General features: G+C 74.2%; 27 protein-coding genes. 4 read left to right on the forward strand and 23 right to left on the reverse strand.

What is annotated here, in order from left to right; genetic code table 11:
• Positions 1–263 precede the first annotated feature (263 nt).
• The 15 genes from ACW14Y_RS12975 to hisI all read right to left on the reverse strand — a co-directional run bounded on the left by ACW14Y_RS12975 (position 264) and on the right by hisI (position 11,804).
• Entirely contained in the window at positions 264–1,022 is a 759-nt protein-coding gene (locus tag ACW14Y_RS12975; protein ID WP_380306568.1) for a VIT1/CCC1 transporter family protein, read from the reverse strand.
• Positions 1,023–1,157: 135 nt separating this feature from the next.
• Positions 1,158–2,183, reverse strand: a complete 1,026-nt coding sequence (gene lgt / locus ACW14Y_RS12980) for a prolipoprotein diacylglyceryl transferase (RefSeq protein WP_380313170.1) — start codon at positions 2,181–2,183, stop codon at positions 1,158–1,160.
• A gap of 164 nt (positions 2,184–2,347) precedes the next feature.
• The gene (locus ACW14Y_RS12985) at positions 2,348–3,211 is read right to left on the reverse strand and encodes a DsbA family protein (RefSeq protein WP_380392432.1); all 864 of its coding nucleotides are present in this window, start codon (positions 3,209–3,211) and stop codon (positions 2,348–2,350) included.
• Between the two features lie 101 nt (positions 3,212–3,312).
• On the reverse strand, positions 3,313–3,774 hold the full coding sequence (locus ACW14Y_RS12990) for a MauE/DoxX family redox-associated membrane protein (protein WP_045938143.1): 462 nt from the start codon (positions 3,772–3,774) through the stop codon (positions 3,313–3,315).
• 124 nt (positions 3,775–3,898) lie between these two features.
• Positions 3,899–4,231: a hypothetical protein gene (locus ACW14Y_RS12995; RefSeq protein ID WP_456986810.1), complete on the reverse strand. Its 333-nt coding sequence runs from the start codon at positions 4,229–4,231 to the stop codon at positions 3,899–3,901.
• 201 nt (positions 4,232–4,432) lie between these two features.
• On the reverse strand, positions 4,433–5,242 hold the full coding sequence (gene trpA / locus ACW14Y_RS13000) for a tryptophan synthase subunit alpha (protein WP_380392427.1): 810 nt from the start codon (positions 5,240–5,242) through the stop codon (positions 4,433–4,435).
• Between the two features lie 2 nt (positions 5,243–5,244).
• Positions 5,245–6,525 (reverse strand): tryptophan synthase subunit beta, encoded by a 1,281-nt coding sequence (trpB, locus tag ACW14Y_RS13005; RefSeq protein ID WP_380304909.1) that lies wholly within the window; start codon positions 6,523–6,525, stop codon positions 5,245–5,247.
• 68 nt (positions 6,526–6,593) lie between these two features.
• On the reverse strand, positions 6,594–6,743 hold the full coding sequence (gene trpM, locus ACW14Y_RS13010) for a tryptophan biosynthesis modulator TrpM (RefSeq protein WP_368082909.1): 150 nt from the start codon (positions 6,741–6,743) through the stop codon (positions 6,594–6,596).
• A 10-nt stretch (positions 6,744–6,753) separates the two neighbouring features.
• A complete protein-coding gene (trpC, locus tag ACW14Y_RS13015; RefSeq protein ID WP_266268840.1) occupies positions 6,754–7,560 on the reverse strand; it encodes an indole-3-glycerol phosphate synthase TrpC in 807 nt (268 codons plus the stop codon).
• 226 nt (positions 7,561–7,786) lie between these two features.
• On the reverse strand, positions 7,787–8,233 hold the full coding sequence (locus tag ACW14Y_RS13020) for a DUF2752 domain-containing protein (protein ID WP_380304906.1): 447 nt from the start codon (positions 8,231–8,233) through the stop codon (positions 7,787–7,789).
• A gap of 90 nt (positions 8,234–8,323) precedes the next feature.
• Positions 8,324–8,581 carry an HGxxPAAW family protein gene (locus tag ACW14Y_RS13025; RefSeq protein ID WP_380304904.1) on the reverse strand — a complete coding sequence of 86 codons (258 nt, stop codon included), beginning with the start codon at positions 8,579–8,581 and terminating at the stop codon, positions 8,324–8,326.
• 145 nt (positions 8,582–8,726) lie between these two features.
• A complete protein-coding gene (locus tag ACW14Y_RS13030) occupies positions 8,727–9,359 on the reverse strand; it encodes a TIGR02234 family membrane protein (protein WP_266268843.1) in 633 nt (210 codons plus the stop codon).
• Between the two features lie 20 nt (positions 9,360–9,379).
• On the reverse strand, positions 9,380–9,826 hold the full coding sequence (locus ACW14Y_RS13035; RefSeq protein ID WP_380304902.1) for a hypothetical protein: 447 nt from the start codon (positions 9,824–9,826) through the stop codon (positions 9,380–9,382).
• 53 nt (positions 9,827–9,879) lie between these two features.
• Entirely contained in the window at positions 9,880–11,394 is a 1,515-nt protein-coding gene (locus ACW14Y_RS13040; protein WP_380437697.1) for an anthranilate synthase component I, read from the reverse strand.
• 38 nt (positions 11,395–11,432) lie between these two features.
• Positions 11,433–11,804, reverse strand: coding sequence for a phosphoribosyl-AMP cyclohydrolase (gene hisI, locus ACW14Y_RS13045; protein ID WP_266268846.1), 372 nt, complete (start codon positions 11,802–11,804; stop codon positions 11,433–11,435).
• Positions 11,805–12,016: 212 nt separating this feature from the next.
• Between hisI and ACW14Y_RS13050 the strand changes: the two genes are divergently transcribed.
• The 3 genes from ACW14Y_RS13050 to ACW14Y_RS13060 all read left to right on the forward strand — a co-directional run bounded on the left by ACW14Y_RS13050 (position 12,017) and on the right by ACW14Y_RS13060 (position 14,319).
• Entirely contained in the window at positions 12,017–12,685 is a 669-nt protein-coding gene (locus ACW14Y_RS13050; RefSeq protein WP_456986811.1) for a hypothetical protein, read from the forward strand.
• 30 nt (positions 12,686–12,715) lie between these two features.
• Complete coding sequence (locus tag ACW14Y_RS13055) at positions 12,716–13,363, forward strand: TIGR03085 family metal-binding protein (RefSeq protein WP_340631740.1); 648 nt, start codon at positions 12,716–12,718, stop codon at positions 13,361–13,363.
• A 170-nt stretch (positions 13,364–13,533) separates the two neighbouring features.
• Positions 13,534–14,319 (forward strand): VOC family protein, encoded by a 786-nt coding sequence (locus ACW14Y_RS13060; RefSeq protein WP_380304896.1) that lies wholly within the window; start codon positions 13,534–13,536, stop codon positions 14,317–14,319.
• A 52-nt stretch (positions 14,320–14,371) separates the two neighbouring features.
• Here the strand turns inward: ACW14Y_RS13060 and hisF are convergent, their stop codons facing one another.
• Genes hisF through hisD form a run of 8 tightly spaced genes read right to left on the reverse strand, consistent with a single transcriptional unit; the run spans position 14,372 to position 20,186 of the window.
• On the reverse strand, positions 14,372–15,142 hold the full coding sequence (gene hisF / locus ACW14Y_RS13065) for an imidazole glycerol phosphate synthase subunit HisF (protein ID WP_266268850.1): 771 nt from the start codon (positions 15,140–15,142) through the stop codon (positions 14,372–14,374).
• Positions 15,139–15,579: a Rid family hydrolase gene (locus ACW14Y_RS13070; protein WP_380304894.1), complete on the reverse strand. Its 441-nt coding sequence runs from the start codon at positions 15,577–15,579 to the stop codon at positions 15,139–15,141. Before ACW14Y_RS13070 ends, hisF begins: the two co-directional genes overlap by 4 nt.
• Positions 15,576–16,301 carry a bifunctional 1-(5-phosphoribosyl)-5-((5-phosphoribosylamino)methylideneamino)imidazole-4-carboxamide isomerase/phosphoribosylanthranilate isomerase PriA gene (gene priA, locus ACW14Y_RS13075; RefSeq protein WP_266268852.1) on the reverse strand — a complete coding sequence of 242 codons (726 nt, stop codon included), beginning with the start codon at positions 16,299–16,301 and terminating at the stop codon, positions 15,576–15,578. Before priA ends, ACW14Y_RS13070 begins: the two co-directional genes overlap by 4 nt.
• Positions 16,302–16,321: 20 nt before the next feature.
• Positions 16,322–16,957, reverse strand: a complete 636-nt coding sequence (gene hisH, locus ACW14Y_RS13080; protein ID WP_380392415.1) for an imidazole glycerol phosphate synthase subunit HisH — start codon at positions 16,955–16,957, stop codon at positions 16,322–16,324.
• A gap of 48 nt (positions 16,958–17,005) precedes the next feature.
• Complete coding sequence (locus tag ACW14Y_RS13085) at positions 17,006–17,158, reverse strand: hypothetical protein (RefSeq protein ID WP_266268853.1); 153 nt, start codon at positions 17,156–17,158, stop codon at positions 17,006–17,008.
• A complete protein-coding gene (hisB, locus tag ACW14Y_RS13090; RefSeq protein ID WP_340631735.1) occupies positions 17,155–17,748 on the reverse strand; it encodes an imidazoleglycerol-phosphate dehydratase HisB in 594 nt (197 codons plus the stop codon). The genes ACW14Y_RS13085 and hisB overlap by 4 nt, the downstream gene beginning before the upstream one ends.
• 6 nt (positions 17,749–17,754) lie before the next feature.
• Entirely contained in the window at positions 17,755–18,855 is a 1,101-nt protein-coding gene (locus ACW14Y_RS13095) for a histidinol-phosphate transaminase (protein ID WP_380304889.1), read from the reverse strand.
• Positions 18,852–20,186, reverse strand: a complete 1,335-nt coding sequence (gene hisD, locus ACW14Y_RS13100; protein ID WP_380304887.1) for a histidinol dehydrogenase — start codon at positions 20,184–20,186, stop codon at positions 18,852–18,854. The genes ACW14Y_RS13095 and hisD overlap by 4 nt, the downstream gene beginning before the upstream one ends.
• 93 nt (positions 20,187–20,279) lie before the next feature.
• On the opposite strand from hisD, the gene ACW14Y_RS13105 reads away from it, so the two are divergent.
• On the forward strand, positions 20,280–21,860 hold the full coding sequence (locus ACW14Y_RS13105; protein WP_380304885.1) for an oxidoreductase: 1,581 nt from the start codon (positions 20,280–20,282) through the stop codon (positions 21,858–21,860).
• The last annotated feature ends 27 nt before the right edge of the window (positions 21,861–21,887 follow it).

Raw genomic sequence — 21,887 nt, forward strand, 5'->3', positions numbered from 1 at the left:
AGGGTGCCATGTGCGCAATGTCACCCAGCGGAGTGCATAACCATGCAACAGCACACCGTACCCCCGCGGTGACCCTCCGCCGCCCCGGCCGCCCCGCACCCGGCCCGGGCCCGACCCCGGTCGCCCCGCACCCGGCCAGCGCGGCCACCCGACGCGCTCCTCCGCCCGCCCCGGCCGCGACTTTGCAAAGTCCCAGCACGCTTTGCAAAGTGCACTTTGCAAAGCGTGCTGGGACTTTGCAAAGTGTTCCGCCCCCTGACTCCCTAGCCGATCTGCCCGCCGATCAGCCACCCCAGCAGATACGTCACCCCGGCCGCCGCCCCGCCCAGCACCAGCTGCCGCAGCCCGCTGAACCACCAGCTGCGCGCCGTCACCCGCGCCACCACCGCGCCGCAGGCGAACAGCCCGGCGACCGAGAGCAGCAGCGCCGGCACCAGCGAGGTCGCGCCCAGCAGGTACGGCAGCAGCGGGAGCAGCGCGCCCACCGCGAAGCAGACGAAGGAGGACCCGGCCGCCACCCACGGCGAGGGCAGGTCGTTGGGGTCGACGCCCAGCTCCTCCCGGGCGTGCACCTCCAGCGTCCGGTCCGGGTCGGCGGACAGCTGCCGCGCCACCTCGTGGGCGAGCTCCGGCTCCACCCCCCGGTCGACGTACACCTGGGCCAGCTCGGCCAGCTCGCCGTGCGGGTTGCGGCTCAGCTCCAGCCGCTCCGCCTCGATCTCGGCCTGCACCAGCTCCCGCTGGGAGGCCACCGAGGTGTACTCCCCCGCCGCCATCGAGCAGGCGCCGGCGGCCAGCCCGGCCAGGCCGGTGAGCACCACCGTGCTGCTGGAAACGGCTCCGCCGACGACGCCGGTCATCAGCGCGAAGTTGGAGACCAGTCCGTCCATCGCGCCGAACACCGCCGGCCGCAGCCAGCCGCCGTTGACGTCCCGGTGGTGTCCCGCGGCGGGTATCCGCGGGTGCTGCCCGGCCTCGTGCTCCAGGATGGTCGCGGTCACGACTCTTCCCCCTCCGTCCATTGGTCCGATCGCCTTACTTACTGACCGTAGCCCTGTTGACCTGGGCATTTCCAGCAAAGTAAGGCTGTCCGAACATGACGGCGGCCGCCCTCCGCACAGGGTGCGGAGGGCGGCCGGGGCCTGGATCGGCGCAGCTCAGGCGGGGTTCCTGGCGCCCTTCTCCAACTTGTCGAGCTTCTCGGCGAGGGCGTCCTGGGCCTTTCCGCCCGGCTTCCCGTCCGACTTCTCGTCGGACTTCTCGTCCGACTCGTCACCGGTCTTCGCGTCCGACGTCCCGCCCGGCTCGTCGGCGGCCCGGTCGGCCGGCACGGCCGCCGCCCGCTCGTCCGCGTCGGCCATCGGGTCGATGCTCGCCGGGTCCTCGCGGCCGGGGCGCTTCTTCCCGACGATCACGAAGTACGCGACGGCGCCGAGGAAGACGAGGATCGCCACCCAGTCGTTCAGCCGCAGACCGAGGATGTGGTGCGCGTCGTCGATCCGCAGCCACTCGATCCAGAACCGGCCCACCGTGTACGCGGCCACGTACAGCGCGAAGGCCCGGCCGTGGCCCAGGGTGAACCGCTTGTCCGCCCAGATCACCAGCGCCGCGACGCCCACGCACCAGAGCGACTCGTAGAGGAAGGTCGGGTGGTAGATCCCGGTGATCTTCTCACCGCCGGGCAGCGTCTTGGTGATCTCCAGGCCCCACGGCAGCGTGGTCTCGCGGCCGTAGAGCTCCTGGTTGAACCAGTTGCCCCAGCGGCCGAGCGCCTGGGCGAGCGCGATGCCCGGGGCGATCGCGTCGGCGTAGGCGGGCAGCGGCACGCCCCGGCGGCGGGCTCCGATCCAGGCGCCGACCGCGCCCAGCGCGATCGCGCCCCAGATGCCGAGGCCGCCCTCCCAGATCTTGAAGGCGTTCCAGGGGTTCTTGCCCTCGTCGAAGTAGAGCTGGTGGTCGGTGATCACGTGGTAGAGCCGGCCGCCGACCAGGCCGAACGGCACAGCCCAGACGGCGATGTCGCCGACCGTGTGCTTGCCACCACCTCGGGCGACCCAGCGCTTGCTGCCGAGCCAGACGGCGACGACGACACCGAGGATGATGCAGAAGGCGTAGGCGCGCAGCGGGACGGGTCCGATTTCCAGGACGCCCCGCGACGGGCTGGGAATGTAGGCGATATCCATGGCAGCTCCGACGCTACAGGGTCGACGGCCCGTCCAGGACACCCCGGCGGGTCACAGTCGGTGCACAGATCGGTGCAGGGATCGGTGCGCGGGCCCGGAGCACGGCCGCCGCCGCCCCCTCCGGCCGGGGAGGGGACGGCGGCGGCCGCGGCGGCGGGCCCGGCTCAGCCGGCCTTCGGCGAGGGGTTGTTGCTCTCCGAGGCGGTGCTGGTGGGGGCCGGCGACTGTCCGTGGGTGCCCGGGGTGCCCAGCGTCTTGCCCTGGTTGGCGGCGTCGACCCACTTCACCAGGTTGGCCGGGGTGATCTCCTCGTTGTTGTACTTCGGGTAGATCGGCTGCCCGTTGAGGAGCACGGTGGGCGTGGACTTGTAGCTCGACTTGTCGAAGTCCTGCTGGACGGCCGACACCCATCCGCTGTACGTGGAGTTGTTGACGCAGGCCTCGAACGCGGGGGTGTCGAGTCCGTCGACCTGCTTGCCGAGGCTGATCAGGGTCGCCTTGTCGCCGAAGGCGTCGCTGGTCTCGTCCGGCTGGTTGCGGTAGAGCACGTCGTGGTAGTCGCGGAAGTGCCCGGCGTCCTGGGCGCAGGCCAGCGCGTTGGCGCCGTAGCGGGAGCCCTTGCCGGGCACGGCCCGGTCGATGAACGAGACGATGTGGTAGTTGGTGTAGATCTTGCCCGCGTCCTCCAGCTGGCTGATGGTGGAGGAGAACTCCCGCTCGAAGGTGCCGCAGGCGGGGCAGCGCGGGTCCTCGTAGACGGTGAGGACGGCGGGCGAGTTGTCCGAGCCGACCGGGATCACCAGGTTCTTGTCCCCGATCGTGCCGGCCGGGGCGGCGGTGGGGGTCTCCGGCTTGGAGCGCTGGTCCTGCACCACCACGCCGGTGACCACGGCGGCGGCGATCACCGCGAGTGCCACCCCGCCGATGATCAGCTTCTTCTTCTTCCGGCCGCGGGCCTCGTCCGCGGCCCGGTCCGCCAGCATCCGCTCGCGGGCGGTGCGCTTGCCTTCTCGGTTCTTCTCGCTCATCAGCCTTGGACATTCCAGATTCGGGGGCGGGGGTGGTGCGGTGGGAGGTCGGGGGTGCTGCGGTGGGAGGTCGGGGGTGCTGCGGTGGGAGGACGGGGCGCTCAGCGCGCCAGCCAGCCGTCCACCGAGAACTTGGTGCGGGGCCACCGGAGCAGCCAGCCGGCCAGCAGCAGGAACCCGGTGTCGCGCAGGATCTCCTGCAGGTACTCGGTCTGCGAGGAGTCGACCGCCCCGCCGCCGCCGAAGCACCCGCAGTCGATCGAGATGCCGCGCGCCCAGGCGGAGGCGATCCCGGCGATGAAGGCGAGCAGCAGCCCGGCCGAGAGGGCCGCGACCAGGCGGGTGCCCAGGCCGACCACCAGCAGCAGCGCGAGCGCCAGCTCCAGGAAGGGCAGTCCGTGGCCGACCGGTTTGACCAGGGCCTCGGGCAGGATCTCGTACGCGCGCACCGCCTGGGCGGCCTCCGCCGGGTCGGCGATCTTCGCCAGCCCCGCCCAGCCCCAGACCACGGCCAGGCCCAACCGGGCCGCCGTACCGATCCACTCCGTCACCGGCCCGGCCATCCGGACAACCCCCTCGGGAAACACCGTCACGCCCTATGAACCGCCGACGGTGACGCCGGGTTCCTCCGGTTTCGCGAGTTAAGCCGAAAGAGTGAACATTGATAGCTGTTGACCCGGTTTCACTCTAACGGGCGACCGGGTCGCAGCCGGGCGGCCACCCCAGCTCGTACCGGTCGACGTCGTACCGCCCGGCCCCGTACCTCCCGACCTCGGACCTCCCGGCCTCGGACCGGCTGTCGCCGAGGAGCGCGGGCCGCCCCTGCGGATCCGAGCGGCCGGCCCGCGCCACCGCCTCCATCCGGACCGCCTCGGCGCACACGTACGCGTCCCGCTCGGCCCGCTCCACCCCCCGTTTGGCCAGCGCCGGGACGACCGCCGCCTGCGCCCCGAGCGCGGCGCCGAGGGCCAGCGCGGCCGCGGCCGCCCGCAGCAGCACGGCTCGCTGAAGACCGGGCATCGGCCGACCCCTTCCGCTCGCTCCCGCGCCCCGGGGGCACGTGGTTCGTGCACTCGTCCCTCCACTCAACGCCGGTCAACCCCCGCTGATGCGCACGCCCCGCACTGTTCACCCGTTCGGGTCCGGCCGACCGCCCGGACCGACGGGGAACGCCGACGGCCCGCCACCTCCGAGGAGGTGACGGGCCGCCAGTGGTACGACCTAGGCCCGGCGGACGCCCCGCGCCAGCTCGCCGGCCAGCTCGCGGACCGCCGCGAGCGCGGCCCCCTCGTCCCCGTCCGCGTCCAGGATCCGCTGGACGAAGGCCGAACCGACGATGACGCCGTCCGCGAACCCGGCGACCTGCGCGGCCTGCTCACGGGTCGACACCCCGAGGCCGACGCAGACCGGCAGCTCGGTCGTGGCCCTGGTCCGGGCGACCAGGTCCTCGGCGAGGTCGCCGACCTGCGCCCGACTGCCGGTCACGCCCATCACGGCGGCCGCGTACACGAAACCGCTGCCCGCCGAGGTGACCTCCGCGAGCCGGCGGTCCTTGCTGCTCGGCGCGACCACGAACACGGTGTCCAGACCGTGCTCCTCGGCCGCCTTGCGCCACTCCACGGACTCCTCCACCGGCAGGTCCGGCAGGATGCAGCCCGCCCCGCCGGCCGCGGCCAGGTCGGCGGCGAACCGCGCGACGCCGTACCGGTCCACCGGGTTCCAGTAGGTCATGACCAGCACCGCGGCGGCGGGGTGCGCCGAAGCCACCTCCTGGACGGTGCGCAGCACGTCCTTGATCCGGACCCCGCCGCGCAGCGCGATGTCGTCGGCGGTCTGGATGGTCGGACCGTCCAGCACCGGGTCGGAGTGCGGCAGGCCGATCTCGACGATGTCGCAGCCGCCCTCGATCAGCGCGCCGACGGCGCGGATGCCGCCGTCCACGGACGGGAAGCCGGCCGGCAGGTAGCCGATCAGCGCGGCGCGGCCCTCCGCCTTGGCGGCGGCCAGAATGCCACTGAGCTTGGAAGCCATGGTCACTTACCCCCGTGGGCGGAGCCGGCGCCCGGCTCGTCGTAGAGGCCGAAGTACTCGGCGGCGGTGTGCATGTCCTTGTCGCCGCGGCCGGACAGCGAGACCAGGACGGTGGCGTCGGGGCCGAGCTCGCGGCCCAGCTCCAGGGCGCCGGCCAGCGCGTGCGCGCTCTCGATGGCCGGGATGATGCCCTCGGTGCGGGACAGCAGCCGCAGCGCCTGCATGGCGGCGTCGTCGGTGACCGGGCGGTACTCGGCCCGGCCGGTGTCCTTCAGCCAGGCGTGCTCCGGGCCGACGCCCGGGTAGTCGAGGCCGGCCGAGATCGAGTGCGACTCGATGGTCTGGCCGTCCTCGTCCTGCAGCACGTACGTCCGGGAGCCGTGCAGCACCCCCGGGTCGCCCTTGGTGAGGGTGGCGGCGTGCCTGGGCGTCTCGGCGCCCTCGCCGGCCGCCTCGCAGCCGATCAGCCGCACCCCGGCGTCCGGGATGAACTCGTGGAAGATGCCCATCGCGTTGGAGCCGCCGCCGACGCAGGCCACGACCGCGTCGGGGAGCCGGCCGGTGCGGTCGAGCACCTGCTGCCGCGCCTCGATCCCGATGACCCGGTGGAAGTCCCGGACCATCATCGGGAACGGGTGCGGGCCGGCGACGGTGCCGAACAGGTAGTGGGTGGAGTCGACGTTGGCGACCCAGTCGCGGAACGCCTCGTTGATGGCGTCCTTGAGCGTCCGGCTGCCGGAGGTCACGGAGACCACCTCGGCGCCCAGCATCCGCATCCGGGCGACGTTGAGCGCCTGCCGCTGGGTGTCGACCTCGCCCATGTAGATGGTGCAGTCGAAGCCGAACAGGGCGCAGGCGGTGGCGGTGGCCACGCCGTGCTGGCCGGCGCCGGTCTCGGCGATGATCCGGGTCTTGCCCATCCGCCGGGTGAGCAGGGCCTGCCCCAGGACGTTGTTGATCTTGTGCGAGCCGGTGTGGTTGAGGTCCTCGCGCTTGAGCAGGATCCGCGCGCCGCCGGCCTCGGCGGAGAACCGCCGCACATCGGTCAGCGGGCTGGGGCGGCCGGTGTAGTCCTTGAGCAGCGCGTCGAGCTCGGCGGTGAAGGCCGGGTCGGCCTTGGCCTTCTCGTACTCCTCGGCGACCTGCTCGACGGCGGCGACCAGGGCCTCCGGGATGAAGCGGCCGCCGTACGCGCCGAAGTAGCCGCGCGCGTCCGGCACCTCGGCGCCGGCCGGGTAGTCCCGCTCGGGATTTCCTGAAGACTTTTCGGACTTTTCAGACATGGTGAAGTCCCTCGGGATGATGTCGACGGGATGGTGTCGACGGATGACGTGACGTCTGATGGCTGCGGTCAGCCGGACGTCGGACGCCATCGCCTCCCGGGGACCTGTCCGGGCTCGCAGCCGATGACGTACCGCACCCGCCGCCCCAGCACCCGGCGCGCGGGCGCGCGGCAGCCGCGCGGGCGGCAGCCGGGGGCGAGACGGGAGGCGATCTTCATGGCGGCGGGATCAGTCCTTGTGCCGGATCGCCGGGTGGGCGCCGGCCGCGACCAGGTCGGCCACGGCGGCCCGCGGGTCCTTGCCGGTCACCAGGGACTCGCCGACCAGGACCGCGTCCGCGCCCAGGTTGGCGTAGGAGATCACGTCCAGCGGACCGCGCACCCCGGACTCGGCGATCTTGACGATGCTGTCCGGAATGGCGTGGACGACATTGCCGAAGGTGTTGCGGTCCACTTCGAGGGTCTTGAGGTTGCGGGCGTTGACGCCGATGATCCGCGCCCCGGCGTCCACCGCGCGCTTGATCTCCTCCTCGTCGTGCACCTCCACCAGCGGGGTGAGGCCGATCGACTCGGCGCGCTCGATCAGCGACACCAGGGCCGGCTGCTCGAGGGCCGCGACGATCAGCAGCGCGAGGTCGGCGCCGTGCGCGCGGGCCTCCCACAGCTGGTAGGCGGTGACGATGAAGTCCTTGCGGAGCAGCGGGGTGTCCACGGCGGCGCGGACGGCGTCCAGGTCCGCCAGCGAGCCGCCGAAGCGGCGCTGCTCGGTCAGCACGCTGATCGCGGCGGCACCGCCGGCCGCGTAGTCGGTCGCCAGGGAGGCCGGGTCCGCGATCGTGGCCAGCGCGCCCTTGGACGGGCTGGAGCGCTTGACCTCGCAGATCACCCGGATGCCGTCGCCGCGCAGCGCGGCCACGCCGTCCTTGGCGTCCGGGGCCTTGGCGGCGAGCTCCTTGAGCTCGTCCAGCGAGACCCGGGCCTGTCGCTCGGCGAGGTCCTCGCGGACCCCTTCGACGATCGAGTCGAGCACACTCACTCGGGCGCCCCCATCATGATTTGCCGGTACTACTGGCGAGGAGCCGGCGGCCAATGGGCCCCCGGCCCTTCGATGGTATCGGCACGGGGGGCGCACAGCGCATCCGCCCGGCGCGCGTCTCGTGGTTCGGACACCGTGCGGGGGCTCCGGCCTGCGTCTTCACCGCTCCGCCACCGGGCGCGGCCGCTCACCGGTCCGCCACCCGGCTCGCGGGTTCCGACCGGACTCAGACCGACGGCGGGGCCAGGCCGGCGCCGACCGGCAGATTGCGGACCACCGTGAAGACCAGGACGAACAGCGCCACCAGCACCCAGCGCCGGGTCCCGAGCGCCAACCGGGGCCCGGGCAGTCCGCGCAGCGCCGCCCAGAGCCAGCGCGCCCAGAGCACCGCCAGCACCACGAACAGCAGCACCGCCACCGCGTTGTCGTGCAGGGCGCCGTTGAAGTCCCCGTGGGTCAGCGCGTGCACGCAGCGCAGCCCGCCGCAGCCCGGGCACCACCAGCCGGTGGCCGCGAGGAAGGGGCAGTCCGGGTAGTGGCCGGGGTTGTTCGGGTCCACCGCGGCGATGTACCCGGCGGGGACGGCCACGGCGACCGCGGCGGCCAGCGGCGGAACGAACCGGCGGGGGCCGGACGGCCGGGCGGCGGCGGTGGGGGCGGGGGCGGCGTTCACGCCCATGATTGTGCCCCTCCCGGCGGCGCGGCGGGAGAAACGAAACGGCGGGCCTGCCGCCCGCCGTTCACGTGAGGAGGTCCGGCCGGGTCAGGCCGCGCTGCCGGCCAGCGCCGCCTGCTCCTCCGGGGTGTAGATGTGGGGGCTGGGCTGCGCGCCCATGCCCGCCATCGCCATGGCCTTGCCGACCACGCCGCCCAGCACGACGACCGCCAGGCCGCCCCAGACCAGCAGCACCGACGGCAGGATCATCGCGACACCCGCGATGGCGAAGCCGATGAAGGAGATCGTCACGCCGGTCCAGGCGGCGACGGTGTGGCCGCTGGCGGCCTTCGTTCCTGCAGACATCAGATGGTGCTCCTACGCTCTCGGGGCCCCGGCCGGGCCTGCGGGCCCCTGGCGGGTTGACGTCTCCATTGTGCCGGGCCGCACACCGGCGGCCCAAAGCGGGTGGCGGGTCTATCGCGTCACAGTGCGACCGGGTCCGCGGGGCTCAGCGCGCGGTCGGGTCCTCGCCCCGGTCCAGCGCCTTCCACAGGTCCGCCGGGGTCTCGGCCGCCGCCCGCCGGACCGGCGCCCGGCCGGTCGGCGCCTCGTAGCGGCTGCCCATGGCCGGCCAGCCGCGGCCGTACCGGACGGTCAGGAACCCGGCCAGCGCCAGCAGCAGCCCGCCCAGCAGCGCCACCCACGGCCAGGCGGTGTGCCCGACCCCGGTCGCGGCGGAACCGGTCAGCGCCAGCTTGCGGGCCGCCTCGGCGTCCAGCGCGGCGGTGTCCCCGGCGCCCGCCGCGGCGGCCGCGGCGGCGCCCAGCCCGGCCAGCACCGTCAGCACCCCGACCGCGAGCCGTCCGGCGCCGCGCGCCGCGAACACCGCGACCGCCGCCGCCAGGGCCACCAGGGCCAGCCCGGCGGGCAGTTCGGAGATCTTCCCGCCGGTGACGGACACCTCCAGGGTGCCGGCCAGGCCCTCGGCCCAGACCCGCCCGGCGGCGGTCAGCACCAGCACCGCGCCCAGCACGGTGAGCAGCAGCATCACCCCGAGGGTGCGCCGCCCGGCCCGCGCGGCGGGCGCGGGGGCGGCGGCGGGGTCGGCGGACACGGCGTCGGTGCGGGCTTCAGCGGTCACCGGACCAGTGTCCCCCGCCCTCACCCCGCCGACGCACCCGGGGTCGGCGGCCCGACCGGGAAGTCGCCCGTCTCCAGCACCAGCGTCCCCTCCCCCAGCGGCAGGAAGAGGTCGTTCCCGAACGGCACCCGCTCCGCCTCCCGGTACCCCACGCCCGGCAGCGGCCGGCTGTGCACGGTGCAGACCGCCTCGCCCGGGTCCACCAGGACGTACAGCGGGACCCGCGCGTCCGCGTGGGCGCGGTGGCCGCCGGTCGGCTCCGGCACCGGGGCGACCTCCAGCACCACCAGCGCGTCGGCGCTCCGGTAGCCTCCGGCGGCGTCCGACGAGGCCCCCGGGGCCAGCACCAGGAGCCGGCTCTCCCGCCCGTCCTCGCTCAGCACGGAGCGCACGCCGCCGTGGCCGCCGGACTGCCGCAGCAGCTGCTCCCTGGCGGCGGCCACGATCCTCCGCTGCACGTCAGGCATGCTGTCGTCCCTTCCGCTGCGGCGGCCCCGCGACGCGCGCGGGGCCCTGGGGCCTACGGCCTACGCAGCGTATTCGCGGTGGCAACCGCCCGCAGGACGGCGGCGGCCTTGTTGCGGCATTCGGTGTCCTCGCCGTGCGGGTCGGAGTCGGCGACCACGCCGGCCCCGGCCTGGACGTACGCGGTGCCGTCGCGCAGCACCGCGGTGCGGATCGCGATTGCGGTGTCCGAGTCCCCCGCGAAGTCCAGGTAGCCGACGCAGCCGCCGTACAGGCCGCGGCGGGTGGGCTCCAGTTCCTCGATGATCCGCATCGCCCGCGGCTTGGGCGCGCCGGAGAGCGTGCCGGCCGGGAAGCACGCGGTCAGCACGTCGAAGGCGGTCCGCCCCTCGGCGACCTTCCCGGTCACCGTGGAGACGATGTGCATGACGTGGCTGTAGCGCTCGATCTGCATGAAGTCGACGACCTCGACGCTGCCCGGCTCGCAGACCCGCCCGAGGTCGTTGCGGCCGAGGTCGACCAGCATCAGGTGCTCGGCCCGCTCCTTGGGGTCGGCGAGCAGTTCGGCGGCCAGCGCGGCGTCCTCGTGCGGGGTGGCGCCGCGGTGCCGGGTGCCGGCGATCGGGTGCAGCATCGCCTCGCCGTCGGTGACCTTGACCAGCGCCTCCGGGCTGGAGCCGACCACGTCGAAGCCGCCCTCGGCGCCGCCGTCCGGGCCGGGGAAGCGGAACAGGTACATGTACGGGCTGGGGTTGGTGGTGCGCAGCACCCGGTAGACGTCCAGCGCGGAGGCCGGGCAGGGGGCCTCGAAGCGCTGCGAGGGCACCACCTGGAACGCCTCGCCGGCCCGGATCCGCTCCTTGATGTCCTCCACCGCGGCCCGGTAGGGCGCCCCGCCGAACGGCGAGCGGACCTCGCCGGGGCCGGTCGGGGTGAAGGTGGCCAGGCCCGGGTCGACCGGCCTCAGCAGGTCGGCCTCCATCCGGTCGAGCCGGGCGACGGCGTCCGCGTGGGCCTCGTCCACCCCGCTCTCCAGGTCGTTGTGGTTGACCGCGTTGGCGATCAGCAGCACGGTGCCGTCGACGTGGTCGAGCACGGCGAGGTCGGTGGCGAGCAGCAGGGTGAGCTCGGGCAGCCGCAGGTCGTCGGGGTTGAGGTCGGGCAGCTTCTCCAGGCGCCGCACGACGTCGTAGCCGAGGTAGCCGACCAGTCCGCCGGTGAGCGGCGGCAGGCCGTCGTCGGGGTGCCGGGGGGTGTGCAGGGTCCGCAGGGCGGCGCGCAGCACCTCCAGCGGGTCGCCGGTGGTGGGGATGCCGACCGGCGGGGCGCCGAGCCAGCGGGCGTCGCCGTCGGGGCCGACGGTCAGGGTGGCGGCGCTGCGGACGCCGACGAAGGAGTAGCGGGACCAGCTGCGGCCCTGTTCGGCGGACTCCAGCAGGAAGGTGCCGGGCCGCTCGGCCGCGAGGCCCCGGTAGAGGCCGATCGGGGTGAGGCCGTCCGCGAGGAGCCTGCGGGTGACCGGGATGACCCGGGTGTCGACGGCGAGCTTGCGGAAGGCTTCGAGGTCCATGCGGGCGGCACCTTACGGGGAGGGGCGGAGCGGGCGGTTCAGCCGAGCGGGAGCACGTCGGCGTCGAAGCAGGTGCGGTCGCCGGTGTGGCAGGCCGCGCCGGTCTGGTCGACCTTGACCAGCAGGGTGTCGCCGTCGCAGTCGAGGGCGACCGACTTGACCAGCTGGACGTGGCCGGAGGTGTCGCCCTTCACCCAGTACTCGCTGCGGCTGCGGCTCCAGTAGGTGCAGCGGCCGGTGGTGAGGGTGCGGTGCAGCGCCTCGTCGTCCATCCAGCCCAGCATCAGCACCTCGCCGGTGTCGTACTGCTGCGCGACGGCCGGGAGCAGTCCGTCCGGGGTCCGCTTGAGCCGGGCGGCGATCTCGGGGGCCAGGGCGGTGGAACCGGGGGCGGCGGGTGTGGTGGACATGGGGCCATTGTGACAGCCCGGTCCGGCCGTCAGGGCCGTCGTCCGGATCGCGGCCGGGCCCGTGGGCGCGGGTGGGGGGCGGGCGGGGGGCGGGCGGGGCGCGGGTGGGGGGCGGGGCGCGCGGCGCGGTGCCCGACCGGGAGGACCATCCGATCGAACGAGTTGTGCCAACCGCCTGCCGGGCGCCCCCGCTCTGCGCCATTCTCGTGGTCATGACCTCCGAGCAGCACTCCGCCGGGCCCGCCGGGCCGCCCGACCGCGACCGGTCCGCGGCCGACCGGTCCGCCGACGACCGCACCGGCGGGCGCCCCGGCGGCGAGGACGCCGGGCCGTCCCGGGGCCTGCGGGTCGGCGTCGCGGCGGTGCTGGTGCTGCTGCTCGCGGTGGTCGCCACGGTCCTGCTGTGGCCGGCGGACGACCCGGCCCCCGCGCCGCCCCCGCCCGCCCCCAGCACCACGACGCCGACCCCGACACCCACTCCGACGCCCACCCCCACCCCGACGCCGACCCCGACGCCGACCAAGGTGGTCCCGTACAGCTTCTTCACCGTCGGCACCTGCCTGGACCACCCGCAGCTGAGCCGGACGGTCACCAAGCCGGAGGCCCGCCCCTGCGAGGGCAAGCACGACGGCGAGGCGATCGCCGACCAGCTGCTGCCCGAGGGGCTGACCGGCGACTACGTGGTCGCCAACGCGATGCGGGACGGCTGCAAGGAGGCGCAGGCCGCCGCCGAGGCCCGGCAGGGCGGCGGCGGGCCGTACTACAGCTACCCGGTGGGCCCGAGCTACGCCTTCTACCAGCAGGGCTGGCGCGACTACACCTGCATCCTGACGGCGGGCAACCGGCCGGACACCGGCAAGCTCACCGGACACCTGCGCTGACCCCCCGTCGGCACTCGTAGGGTGGGCCGCATGTCTAACCACGCTCTCGCCGAGCGCCACCGTCTGGCCGAACTGCTGGCCGCCGCCGGGCCGGACGCGCCCACCCTCTGCCACGGATGGTCCACCCGGGACCTCGCCGCCCACCTGGTGATCCGCGAGCGGCGGCCGGACGCCGCCGCCGGCATCCGGATCGGCCCGCTGGCCGGCTGGACCCAGCGGGTGCAGGACTCCTACGCCGGACGGCCCTACGAGGAGCTGGTCCGGATGTTCCGCGCCGGGCCGCCCCCGTTCTCCCTGTTCTCGCTGCCCGGCGCGGACGAGGCGGGCAACACCGTCGAGTACTACGTGCACGCCGAGGACGTCGCCCGGGCCGGCGACGGGCCGGCGCCGACGGCGGTCCCGGCCGGCCGGGCCGAGGCGCTCTGGCGGCGGCTGTCGCTGCCCGCCCGGATGGAGGCGGGCCGCCGCTCCCCGGTGCGGCTGGAGCTGTGCCACCCCGACGGCCGGAGCCTGTCCGTCGGCCCGGCCGGCCCGGCGACGGTGCGGATCACCGGCGAGCCGGGCGAGCTGGTGCTGCTGGCCTTCGGCCGGGGCGCCCGCACCCGGGTCGAGGTGGACGGCCCGCACGACGCCGTCGAGGCGCTGCGGCACGCCCTCCCGCTCCCCGAGCGCGAGTAGCGGCGGCAGCGGCGGCGGGGCCGGTAGCGCCGACGGTCCCCGCCCCGGCTGCGGATGTCGGTGGCGGGGTGCAGACTCGCAGGTGGCCGGGAGGGGCGTCGCCGGGTCCACGGCGGCGGCCGTCCGGCCCCTGCCCGTCGTTACCGTCTCCCTCGAAGGGACGCGACACCATGCTCACCACCGACTTCCCGGCCGGCTCGCCCTGCTGGATCGACCTCGGCAGCCCCGATCCGGAGGCCGCCGCCGCGTTCTACGGGGCGGTGTTCGGCTGGACGTTCCGGTCGGCCGGTCCGGAGGCGGACGGCTACGGCTTCCTCCAGCGGGACGGCCGGACGGTCGCCGCCGTCGGCCGGCTCACCGAGGAGGGCGCGCGCTCCGCCTGGACGACGTACTTCCGCACGCCGGACGCCGAGGCCACCGCCGCGGCCGTCGAGCGGGCCGGCGGCACCGTCCGGGTCCCGGCCTTCGACGTGATGGAGGCCGGGCGGATGGCCCAGCTGACCGATCCCCAGGGCGCGCAGTTCGCGGTCTGGCAGCCGGGCGCCGTCCCCGGCCTGGACGTCGTGTCCGAGGACGGCGCGCTGATCTGGATCGAGCTGCACACCGGCTCCGTGGACGCCGGCTTCGGCTTCTACCGGACGGTGTTCGGCTGGCGCGAGGAGGACTTCCCGGCGCCCGGCCTGACGTACAAGGTGCTCTCCCCGGCCGACGGCGACCTGCGGGCCACCACCTTCGGCGGCATCGCCCCGGTGATGGCGGACTCCGGGCCGCCGTCCTGGACGCCGTACTTCGGCTCCTCCGACGTGGACGCGGTGGTCGCCCGGGCCACCGCCGCCGGGGCGAGCGTGCTGATGGGCCCGGAGAGCGTGCCGGACGTCGGCCGGATCGCCTGGCTGGCCGACCCGTTCGGCGCGCCGTTCGCCCTGATCAAGGGCGAGCCGCCGAAGGAGGCCTGACCGTTCGGCGCCCCCGGTCCGGCCCGGCGCACGGCCGGGCCGGGTCGAGCGGTCAGCGGACCGGGTGCCCGGCCTCCCGCAGCGCGTCCTTGACCTCGCCGATCCGCAGGTCACCGAAGTGGAAGACGCTGGCGGCCAGCACCGCGTCCGCGCCGGCCTCCACCGCCGGGGCGAAGTCGGCGAGCTTCCCGGCGCCGCCGGAGGCGATCACCGGGACGGACACCGCCGCGCGGACGGACCGGATCAGCTCCAGGTCGTAGCCGTCCTTGGTGCCGTCGGCGTCCATCGAGTTGAGCAGGATCTCGCCGGCGCCCAGCTCGGCGGCGCGGCCGGCCCACTCGACGGCGTCCAGGCCGGTGCCCTTGCGGCCGCCGTGGGTGGTGACCTCGAAACCGGAGGCGGTCTCGGTCCCCTCGGCGCAGCGGCGGGCGTCCACCGACAGCACCAGCACCTGGCGGCCGAACCGCCGGGCGATCTCGCGGACCAGCTCGGGGCGGGCGATGGCGGCGGTGTTGACGCCGACCTTGTCGGCGCCGGCCCGCAGCAGCTTGTCGACGTCCTCGACGGCGCGGATGCCGCCGCCGACGGTGAGCGGGATGAACACCTGCTCGGCGGTGCGGCGGACCACGTCGTAGGTGGTCTCGCGGTCGCCGGAGGAGGCGGTGATGTCGAGGAAGGTCAGCTCGTCGGCGCCCTCGGCGTCGTAGAGCCTGGCCATCTCGACCGGGTCCCCGGCGTCCCGCAGGTTCTGGAAGTTGACGCCCTTGACCACACGGCCGGCGTCGACGTCCAGACAGGGGATGACACGTACTGCGAGGGTCACGGCTGCTTGCCTTCCAGAGCTTCCAGGGTGGCGGCGAGTCCGGCGCGGTGGGCGTCGAGCTCGACCTCGACGAGCAGCCGCGAGTCGACCAGGCTCTGCACGACCACGACGGTGGCCACCGGGCGCACGGCCCCGAAGAGTTCCTGGTGGGCGCGGCCCGCCGCGTCGATGTCACGGGAGTGGGTGAGGTACACCCGGGTGCGGACCACGTCGTCCGCCGTCAGACCGTACGCGGCCAGGGCCTCCAGCGCGTTGCCGAAGGCGGCCCGCACCTGCTCGTAGGGGTCGCCCTCGCCCTGCAGCACGCCGTCCACCAGCGGCCTGGCACCGGCCACGTGGACGTGGTCGCCGACGGCGATCGCCTGCGACGCGCCGAGGATTCCCTCCCAGGGGGAGAACCCGTCGACCCGGCCGCGCACGATCCGACGTTCCGTCATCCCGAAACCGCCTCCAACGCCTCTCCGAGGGTGAACTTCTGCTCGTAGAGTGCCTTGCCGACGATCGCGCCCTCGACTCCCTCGCCGACCAGGCCGGCGATGGCGACCAGGTCGTCCAGCGAGGAGACGCCGCCGGAGGCGACCACCGGGCGGTCGGTGGCGGCGCAGACGTCGCGCAGCAGCTGGAGGTTGGGGCCGGTCAGGGTGCCGTCCCGGTCGACGTCCGTGACCACGTAGCGGGCGCAGCCCTCGGCGTCCAGGCGGGCCAGCACCTCGAAGAGCTGGCCGCCCTCGCTGGTCCAGCCCCGGCCGCGCAGGGTGGTGCCGATCACGTCGAGGCCGACGGCGATCCGGTCGCCGTGCTCGGCGATGACCTTGGCGACCCAGTCCGGGCTCTCCAGGGCGGCGGTGCCGAGGTTGACCCGGGTGCAGCCGGTGGCGAGGGCGGCGGCCAGCGAGGCGTCGTCGCGGATGCCGCCGGACAGCTCGACCTTGATGTCGAGGGTCTCGGTGATCCCGCGGACCAGGTCGCGGTTGGAGCCGGTGCCGAAGGCGGCGTCGAGGTCGACCAGGTGCAGCCACTCGGCGCCGGCGTTCTGCCAGGCGAGGGCGGCGGCGAGCGGCTCGCCGAAGGAGGTCTCGGTGCCGGAGGCGCCCTTGACCAGGCGGACGGCCTGCCCGTCCCGGACGTCGACGGCGGGCAGCAGTTCGAGGCGGCTCATGAGGTACACGTCTTCCGTGGTCAGAGGGTGTTGACCCAGTTGGTCAGCAGGGCGGCGCCGGCGTCGCCGGACTTCTCGGGGTGGAACTGGGTGGCCCAGAGCGGGCCGTTCTCGATGGCCGCCACGAACGGCTGCCCGTGCGTGGCCCAGGTGACCAGCGGCGGGTTGATCCGCGCGCTGTGGGTCTCCAGCTCCCAGTGCCGCACCCCGTAGGAGTGGACGAAGTAGAAGCGGGCGTCCGCGTCCAGGCCGGCGAACATCCGGTTGCCCTCGGGGGCGTCCACGGTGTTCCAGCCCATGTGCGGGACGACCGGGGCCTCCAGCGGCTCCACCGTGCCCGGCCACTCGTCGCAGCCGGCGGTCTCCACCCCGTGCTCGACGCCCTTCTCGAAGAGGATCTGCATGCCGACGCAGATGCCCATGACCGGTCGGCCGCCGGCCAGCCGGCGTCCGACGATCCAGTCCCCGCGGACCGACTTCAGTCCGCGCATGCAGGCCTCGAAGGCGCCTACGCCGGGGACGAGCAGGCCGTCGGCGTCCATCGCCTGCTGGTAGTCGGAGGTGACGGTGACGGTGGCGCCGGTCCGCTCCAGGGCGCGCTGCGCCGAGCGGAGGTTGCCGGAGCCGTAGTCGAGCACCACGACGTTCTTGCCCATGTTCAGGTGTCCAGTCTTTCGTTCGCCGGTCGTTCGTCCGCCGGGCGGTTACAGGCGCATCAGGCCGGCGCCCAGGCACATGACCGAGCCCAGCGCGAGGACGAGGATGACGCCCTTCGCCTGCTTCTGCTTCCAGAACGAGATCACGCCGCCGGCCAGGAAGAGCCCGACGAAGATGAGGATCATCGCGGTGTTGCTCACAGCGCACCCTTGGTCGACGGGAGGATGCCGGCCGCGCGCGGGTCGCGCTCGGCGGCGTAGCGCAGGGCCCGGGCCAGCGCCTTGAACTGGCACTCCACGATGTGGTGGGCGTTGCGCCCGTACGGCACGTGGACGTGCAGGGCGATCCGGGCCTGGGCCACGAAGGACTCCAGGATGTGCCGGGTCATGGTGGTGTCGTAGGCGCCGATCATCGGCGCCATGTTCTCCGGCTCGGTGTGCACCAGGTAGGGGCGGCCGGAGAGGTCGACGGTCACCTGGGCGAGCGACTCGTCCAGCGGGACGGTGCAGTTGCCGAAGCGGTAGATGCCGACCTTGTCGCCGAGCGCCTCCCGGAAGGCGGCGCCGAGCGCGAGGGCGGTGTCCTCGATGGTGTGGTGGCTGTCGATGTGCAGGTCGCCCTCGGTCTTCACGGTGAGGTCGAAGAGGCCGTGGCGCCCGAGCTGGTCGAGCATGTGGTCGTAGAAGCCGACGCCCGTGGAGATGTCGGTCCTGCCGGTGCCGTCGAGGTCTATTTCGACCAGGACGGACGTCTCCTTGGTGGTGCGTTCGACGCGTCCGATGCGGGTCATACGGGGTTACAGCTCCTTGATCACAGTGGCGACGGCGGCCAGGAAGGCGTCGTTCTCGGCGGGGGTGCCGGCGGTGACGCGCAGCCACCCGGGGACGCCGTTGTCCCGGACCAGGACGCCGTGGTCGAGCACGGCCCGCCAGACGGCGTGGGTGTCGGTGAAGCGGCCGAACTGGACGAAGTTGGCGTCCGAGTCGGTCACCTCCAGGCCGAGTCCGCGCAGGGCCCCGACCAGCCGGTCGCGCTCGTCCTTGAGCCGGCCGACGTAGCCGAGCAGGGTGTCGGTGTGCTCCAGGCAGGCCAGCGCGGTCGCCTGGGTGACGGCCGACAGGTGGTACGGCAGGCGCACCAGCTGGACCGCGTCGACGACCGCCGGGTCGGCGGCCAGGTAGCCCAGGCGCAGCCCGGCCGCGCCGAAGGCCTTGGACATGGTGCGGGTGACCACCAGGTTGGGGCGGCCCTCGATCAGCGACAGCAGCGACTCGCGGTGCGAGAACTCGACGTACGCCTCGTCGACCACCACCAGGCTGGGCCGGGCGGCCTGCGCGGCCTCGTACAGCCGCAGCACGGTGTCGGCGGCGACGGCGGTCCCGGTCGGGTTGTTCGGCGAGCAGACGAACAGCACGTTCGGCCGGTGCTCGGCGATCGCCGTGACGGCGGCGTCCAGGTCGATGGTGAAGTCGTCGTTGCGCGGGCCGGAGATCCAGCCGGTGCCGGTGCCCCGGGAGATCAGCGCGTGCATCGAGTAGGAGGGCTCGAAGCCGAGCGCGGTGCGGCCGGGGCCGCCGAAGGTCTGCAGCAGCTGCTGGAGCACCTCGTTGGAGCCGTTGGCGGCCCAGACGTTCTCCCGGGCGACGGCGAAGCCGGTGGTCCGGGTCAGGTAGCCGGCCAGGCCCTCGCGCAGCTCGACCGCGTCCCGGTCGGGGTAGCGGTTGAGGTGGCGGGCGGCCTCGGCGACCCGCTCGGCGATCCGCGCGACCAGCTCCTCGGGGAGCGGGTACGGGTTCTCGTTGGTGTTCAGCTGGACCGGGACGTCGAGCTGGGGGGCGCCGTAGGGCGACTGTCCGCGCAGCTCGTCCCGGACGGGGAGGTCGTCGATCGTGGTCACGTGCCGGGAACCGTCCACTCGCTCTGCCAGTTGTGCTCGTCTCCGACGAAACGGGCCTTGATCGCGTCGCCGTGACCGGGCAGGTCCTCGGCGTCCGCCAGGGTGACCACGTGCGCGGCGATGCCGGCCAGCGCCTCGCGGTCGTACTCGACGACCTGCACGCCGCGCAGGAAGGTCTGCACGGACAGGCCCGCGGAGTGGCAGGCGCAGCCGCCGGTGGGCAGCACGTGGTTGGAGCCGGCCGCGTAGTCGCCGAGCGAGACCGGGGTGTACCGGCCGATGAAGATCGCGCCGGCGTTGCGGACCTTCGCGGCGACCGCGTGCGGGTCCCGGGTCTGGATCTCCAGGTGCTCGGCCGCGTAGGCGTTGACGACGGCCAGGCCCTGCTCCAGGTCGTCGACCAGGATGAGGCCGGACTGCCGGCCGCCGAGGGCCTCGGCCACCCGCTCGCCGTGCTTGGTCCGGGCGACCTGGGTCTTCAGCTCGGCCTCGACCGCGTCGGCGAGCTCGACCGAGGCGGTGACCAGCACCGAGCCCGAGGTCGGGCCGTGCTCGGCCTGGCTGATCAGGTCGGCGGCGACCTCCGCCGGGTCGGCGGTGTCGTCGGCGAGGACGGCGATCTCGGTCGGTCCGGCCTCGGAGTCGATGCCGATCCGGCCCGCGAAGTAGCGCTTGGCGGCGGCCACGTAGATGTTGCCGGGGCCGGTGACCATGTTCACCGGCTCGCACTCCTCGGTGCCGAGCGCGAACATCGCGACCGCCTGGGCGCCGCCGACCGAGTACACCTCGGTGACGCCGAGCAGCGCGCACGCGGCCAGGATGGTCGGGTGCACCCGGCCGCCGAAGGCCTTCTGCGGCGGCGAGGTCACCGCGATCCCGGTGACGCCCGCCTCCTGGGCCGGCACCACGTTCATCACTACGGAGGACGGGTAGACGGCCAGACCGCCCGGCACGTACAGCCCGACCCGGTCCACCGGCACCCAGCGCTGGGTCACCGTGCCGCCGGGCACCACCTGGGTGGTGTGCCCCTCGCGGCGCTGGTCGGCGTGGACCAGCCGGGCCCGGCGGATCGACTCCTCCAGTGCGGCGCGCACCTTCGGCTCCAGCTCCGCGAGGGCCTCGGCGAGCTGCTCGGCCGGGACCCGGGTGGACTCCAGCCGCACGCCGTCGAAGCGTTCGGTGATCTCGATCAGCGCCGCGACGCCGCGATGGTGCACGTCCTCGGCGATCGGGCGCACCTTCTCCAGGGCGGCCGCGACGTCGAAGTCGGCACGGGGCAGCAGGCCGCGCGGGTCGTCGAGCGAGCCGCGCAGATCGATTCGAGAGATCACGCCCCCCAGTGTAAGGAGTGGCCGGAACCCGCGATCCCGCATTTCAGTCCGTGATACGAAGAGCGAGACAACCGGGGGACACGGGGGGACGGCATGGCGGAGCGGGCACCGGACGGCTGGACGGCGGCCGAGCAGGCACTGTGGCAGGCGTTCCGGCACGGCCGGACCCTCGACCTGCGCGCCGGGGAGGCCGAGGCGGACGACCCGTTCGGCGGGGCGGTCTGGGACGCCCGGCGCACGGTCCGGGCCGAGGTGCTCTCCCGGCTGCTGCTGGACGGGCCCGCCCCGGTGCCCGGCCGGGTCGCCTCGCTGAAGCTGACCGGCGCGCTGGTCACCGGGCCGCTGCGGCTGGCCGGCGGCACGATCGGGCACTACGTCGAGCTGCACGACTGCCGGTTCGACCAGAAGATCCTGATGTCCGAGGCCGAGGCCGGCACCGTGCGCTTCATCAACTGCCTCGTGCCCCGGCTGGAGGCCTCCCGGCTGGTGACCTCCGGCGACCTGCACCTGGCCCGCTGCCGAATACCGCAGGGCGTCCGGCTGACCGACGCCCGGATCGGCACCGACCTGCTGCTCAACCAGGCCGTCCTGGGCGGCGACCGGTTCGGCCGGGCGCTGTCCGCCGACGGCATCGCGGTGAACCAGGACTGCGAGGCCGACCGGCTCGCCAGCGACGGCGAGGTCAGCCTGCGCACCGCCCGGATCGGCGGCCGGCTCTCGCTGCGCGGCGCCCAGCTGCACGCCGTCCCGGGCAACCGCAACGCCCTGAACGCCGTCCGGCTCACCGTCGGCCACACGCTGTACCTGAGCGGCTCGGCCGACGGCGGCTGGTACGGGTCGCAGACCTACTACGGCTCCGGGTACGGCGAGGTGCCGCCGGCGGGCTCGCCGAGCACGCCGTTCCGCGCCTTCGGCCAGGTCCGGCTGTCCGACGGCCGGTTCGAGAACGCCTGCCTGCTCTCCGACGCCGAGTTCCACCTCGACGAGGGCGACGAGGTCACCCTGCGCCGGATCCAGACCCCGGAGCTGCGCTTCACCTGCCGCTTCCCGTCGGGCGGCACGGTCTCGCTGTCCCGGGCCCGGATCGGCAACCTGGTCGACGCCCCCGGCTCCTGGCCGCGGGGCGGCACCATCGGCCTCACCGGCTTCACCTACGAGTGCCTGCGCCCGGCCGTGCCGTTCCCGGTCCAGGAGCGGATCGCCTGGCTGGAGGGCGCCGCGGTGGAGTTCCAGCCCGAGTCCTACGAGCAGCTGGCCGCCGCGCTGCGCCGCGACGGCGCCGACGACGACGCCCGCGAGGTGCTGCACGCCAAGCAGCGCCGCCGCCGGCAGACCCTGCCGCTGCCGTCCCGGGTCTGGGGCCGGGTCCAGGACGCCACGGTCGGCTACGGCTACCGGCCCGGCCGGGCCGCGCTCTGGCTGCTGTTCGCCTGGGCGCTCGGCAGCCTCTACTTCGCGACCCACGCGCTCCAGCCGCTCAAGGCCGACGAGCGGCCGCACTGGAACCCGGTGCTGTACGCGCTCGGCCAGCTGCTGCCGGTCGTCGACCTCGGCCAGGGCGGCTGGAACCCCGGCGGGGCCTCCCAGTGGGTCTCGGCGGGCCTGGTCGTGGTCGGCTGGGTGCTCGCCACCACCGTCGCCGCCGGCGCCAGCCGGATGCTCCAGCGCGGATAGCGGCGGGCAGCGGCGGACGCGCTCGCG

Source organism: Kitasatospora sp. cg17-2 (assembly GCF_054031055.1).

What these genes read in the sequence shown, in the direction of transcription:
- ACW14Y_RS12975 (WP_380306568.1), bottom strand. Translation starts at nt 1,022, where the DNA reads ATGGACGGAGGGGGAAGAGTCGTGACCGCGACCATCCTGGAGCACGAG.
- lgt (WP_380313170.1), bottom strand. Translation starts at nt 2,183, where the DNA reads ATGGATATCGCCTACATTCCCAGCCCGTCGCGGGGCGTCCTGGAAATC.
- ACW14Y_RS12985 (WP_380392432.1), bottom strand. Translation starts at nt 3,211, where the DNA reads ATGAGCGAGAAGAACCGAGAAGGCAAGCGCACCGCCCGCGAGCGGATG.
- ACW14Y_RS12990 (WP_045938143.1), bottom strand. Translation starts at nt 3,774, where the DNA reads ATGGCCGGGCCGGTGACGGAGTGGATCGGTACGGCGGCCCGGTTGGGC.
- ACW14Y_RS12995 (WP_456986810.1), bottom strand. Translation starts at nt 4,231, where the DNA reads ATGCCCGGTCTTCAGCGAGCCGTGCTGCTGCGGGCGGCCGCGGCCGCG.
- trpA (WP_380392427.1), bottom strand. Translation starts at nt 5,242, where the DNA reads ATGGCTTCCAAGCTCAGTGGCATTCTGGCCGCCGCCAAGGCGGAGGGC.
- trpB (WP_380304909.1), bottom strand. Translation starts at nt 6,525, where the DNA reads ATGTCTGAAAAGTCCGAAAAGTCTTCAGGAAATCCCGAGCGGGACTAC.
- trpM (WP_368082909.1), bottom strand. Translation starts at nt 6,743, where the DNA reads ATGAAGATCGCCTCCCGTCTCGCCCCCGGCTGCCGCCCGCGCGGCTGC.
- ACW14Y_RS13025 (WP_380304904.1), bottom strand. Translation starts at nt 8,581, where the DNA reads ATGTCTGCAGGAACGAAGGCCGCCAGCGGCCACACCGTCGCCGCCTGG.
- ACW14Y_RS13035 (WP_380304902.1), bottom strand. Translation starts at nt 9,826, where the DNA reads ATGCCTGACGTGCAGCGGAGGATCGTGGCCGCCGCCAGGGAGCAGCTG.
- ACW14Y_RS13040 (WP_380437697.1), bottom strand. Translation starts at nt 11,394, where the DNA reads ATGGACCTCGAAGCCTTCCGCAAGCTCGCCGTCGACACCCGGGTCATC.
- hisI (WP_266268846.1), bottom strand. Translation starts at nt 11,804, where the DNA reads ATGTCCACCACACCCGCCGCCCCCGGTTCCACCGCCCTGGCCCCCGAG.
- ACW14Y_RS13050 (WP_456986811.1), top strand. Translation starts at nt 12,017, where the DNA reads ATGACCTCCGAGCAGCACTCCGCCGGGCCCGCCGGGCCGCCCGACCGC.
- ACW14Y_RS13055 (WP_340631740.1), top strand. Translation starts at nt 12,716, where the DNA reads ATGTCTAACCACGCTCTCGCCGAGCGCCACCGTCTGGCCGAACTGCTG.
- ACW14Y_RS13060 (WP_380304896.1), top strand. Translation starts at nt 13,534, where the DNA reads ATGCTCACCACCGACTTCCCGGCCGGCTCGCCCTGCTGGATCGACCTC.
- ACW14Y_RS13070 (WP_380304894.1), bottom strand. Translation starts at nt 15,579, where the DNA reads ATGACGGAACGTCGGATCGTGCGCGGCCGGGTCGACGGGTTCTCCCCC.
- priA (WP_266268852.1), bottom strand. Translation starts at nt 16,301, where the DNA reads ATGAGCCGCCTCGAACTGCTGCCCGCCGTCGACGTCCGGGACGGGCAG.
- hisH (WP_380392415.1), bottom strand. Translation starts at nt 16,957, where the DNA reads ATGGGCAAGAACGTCGTGGTGCTCGACTACGGCTCCGGCAACCTCCGC.
- hisB (WP_340631735.1), bottom strand. Translation starts at nt 17,748, where the DNA reads ATGACCCGCATCGGACGCGTCGAACGCACCACCAAGGAGACGTCCGTC.
- ACW14Y_RS13105 (WP_380304885.1), top strand. Translation starts at nt 20,280, where the DNA reads ATGGCGGAGCGGGCACCGGACGGCTGGACGGCGGCCGAGCAGGCACTG.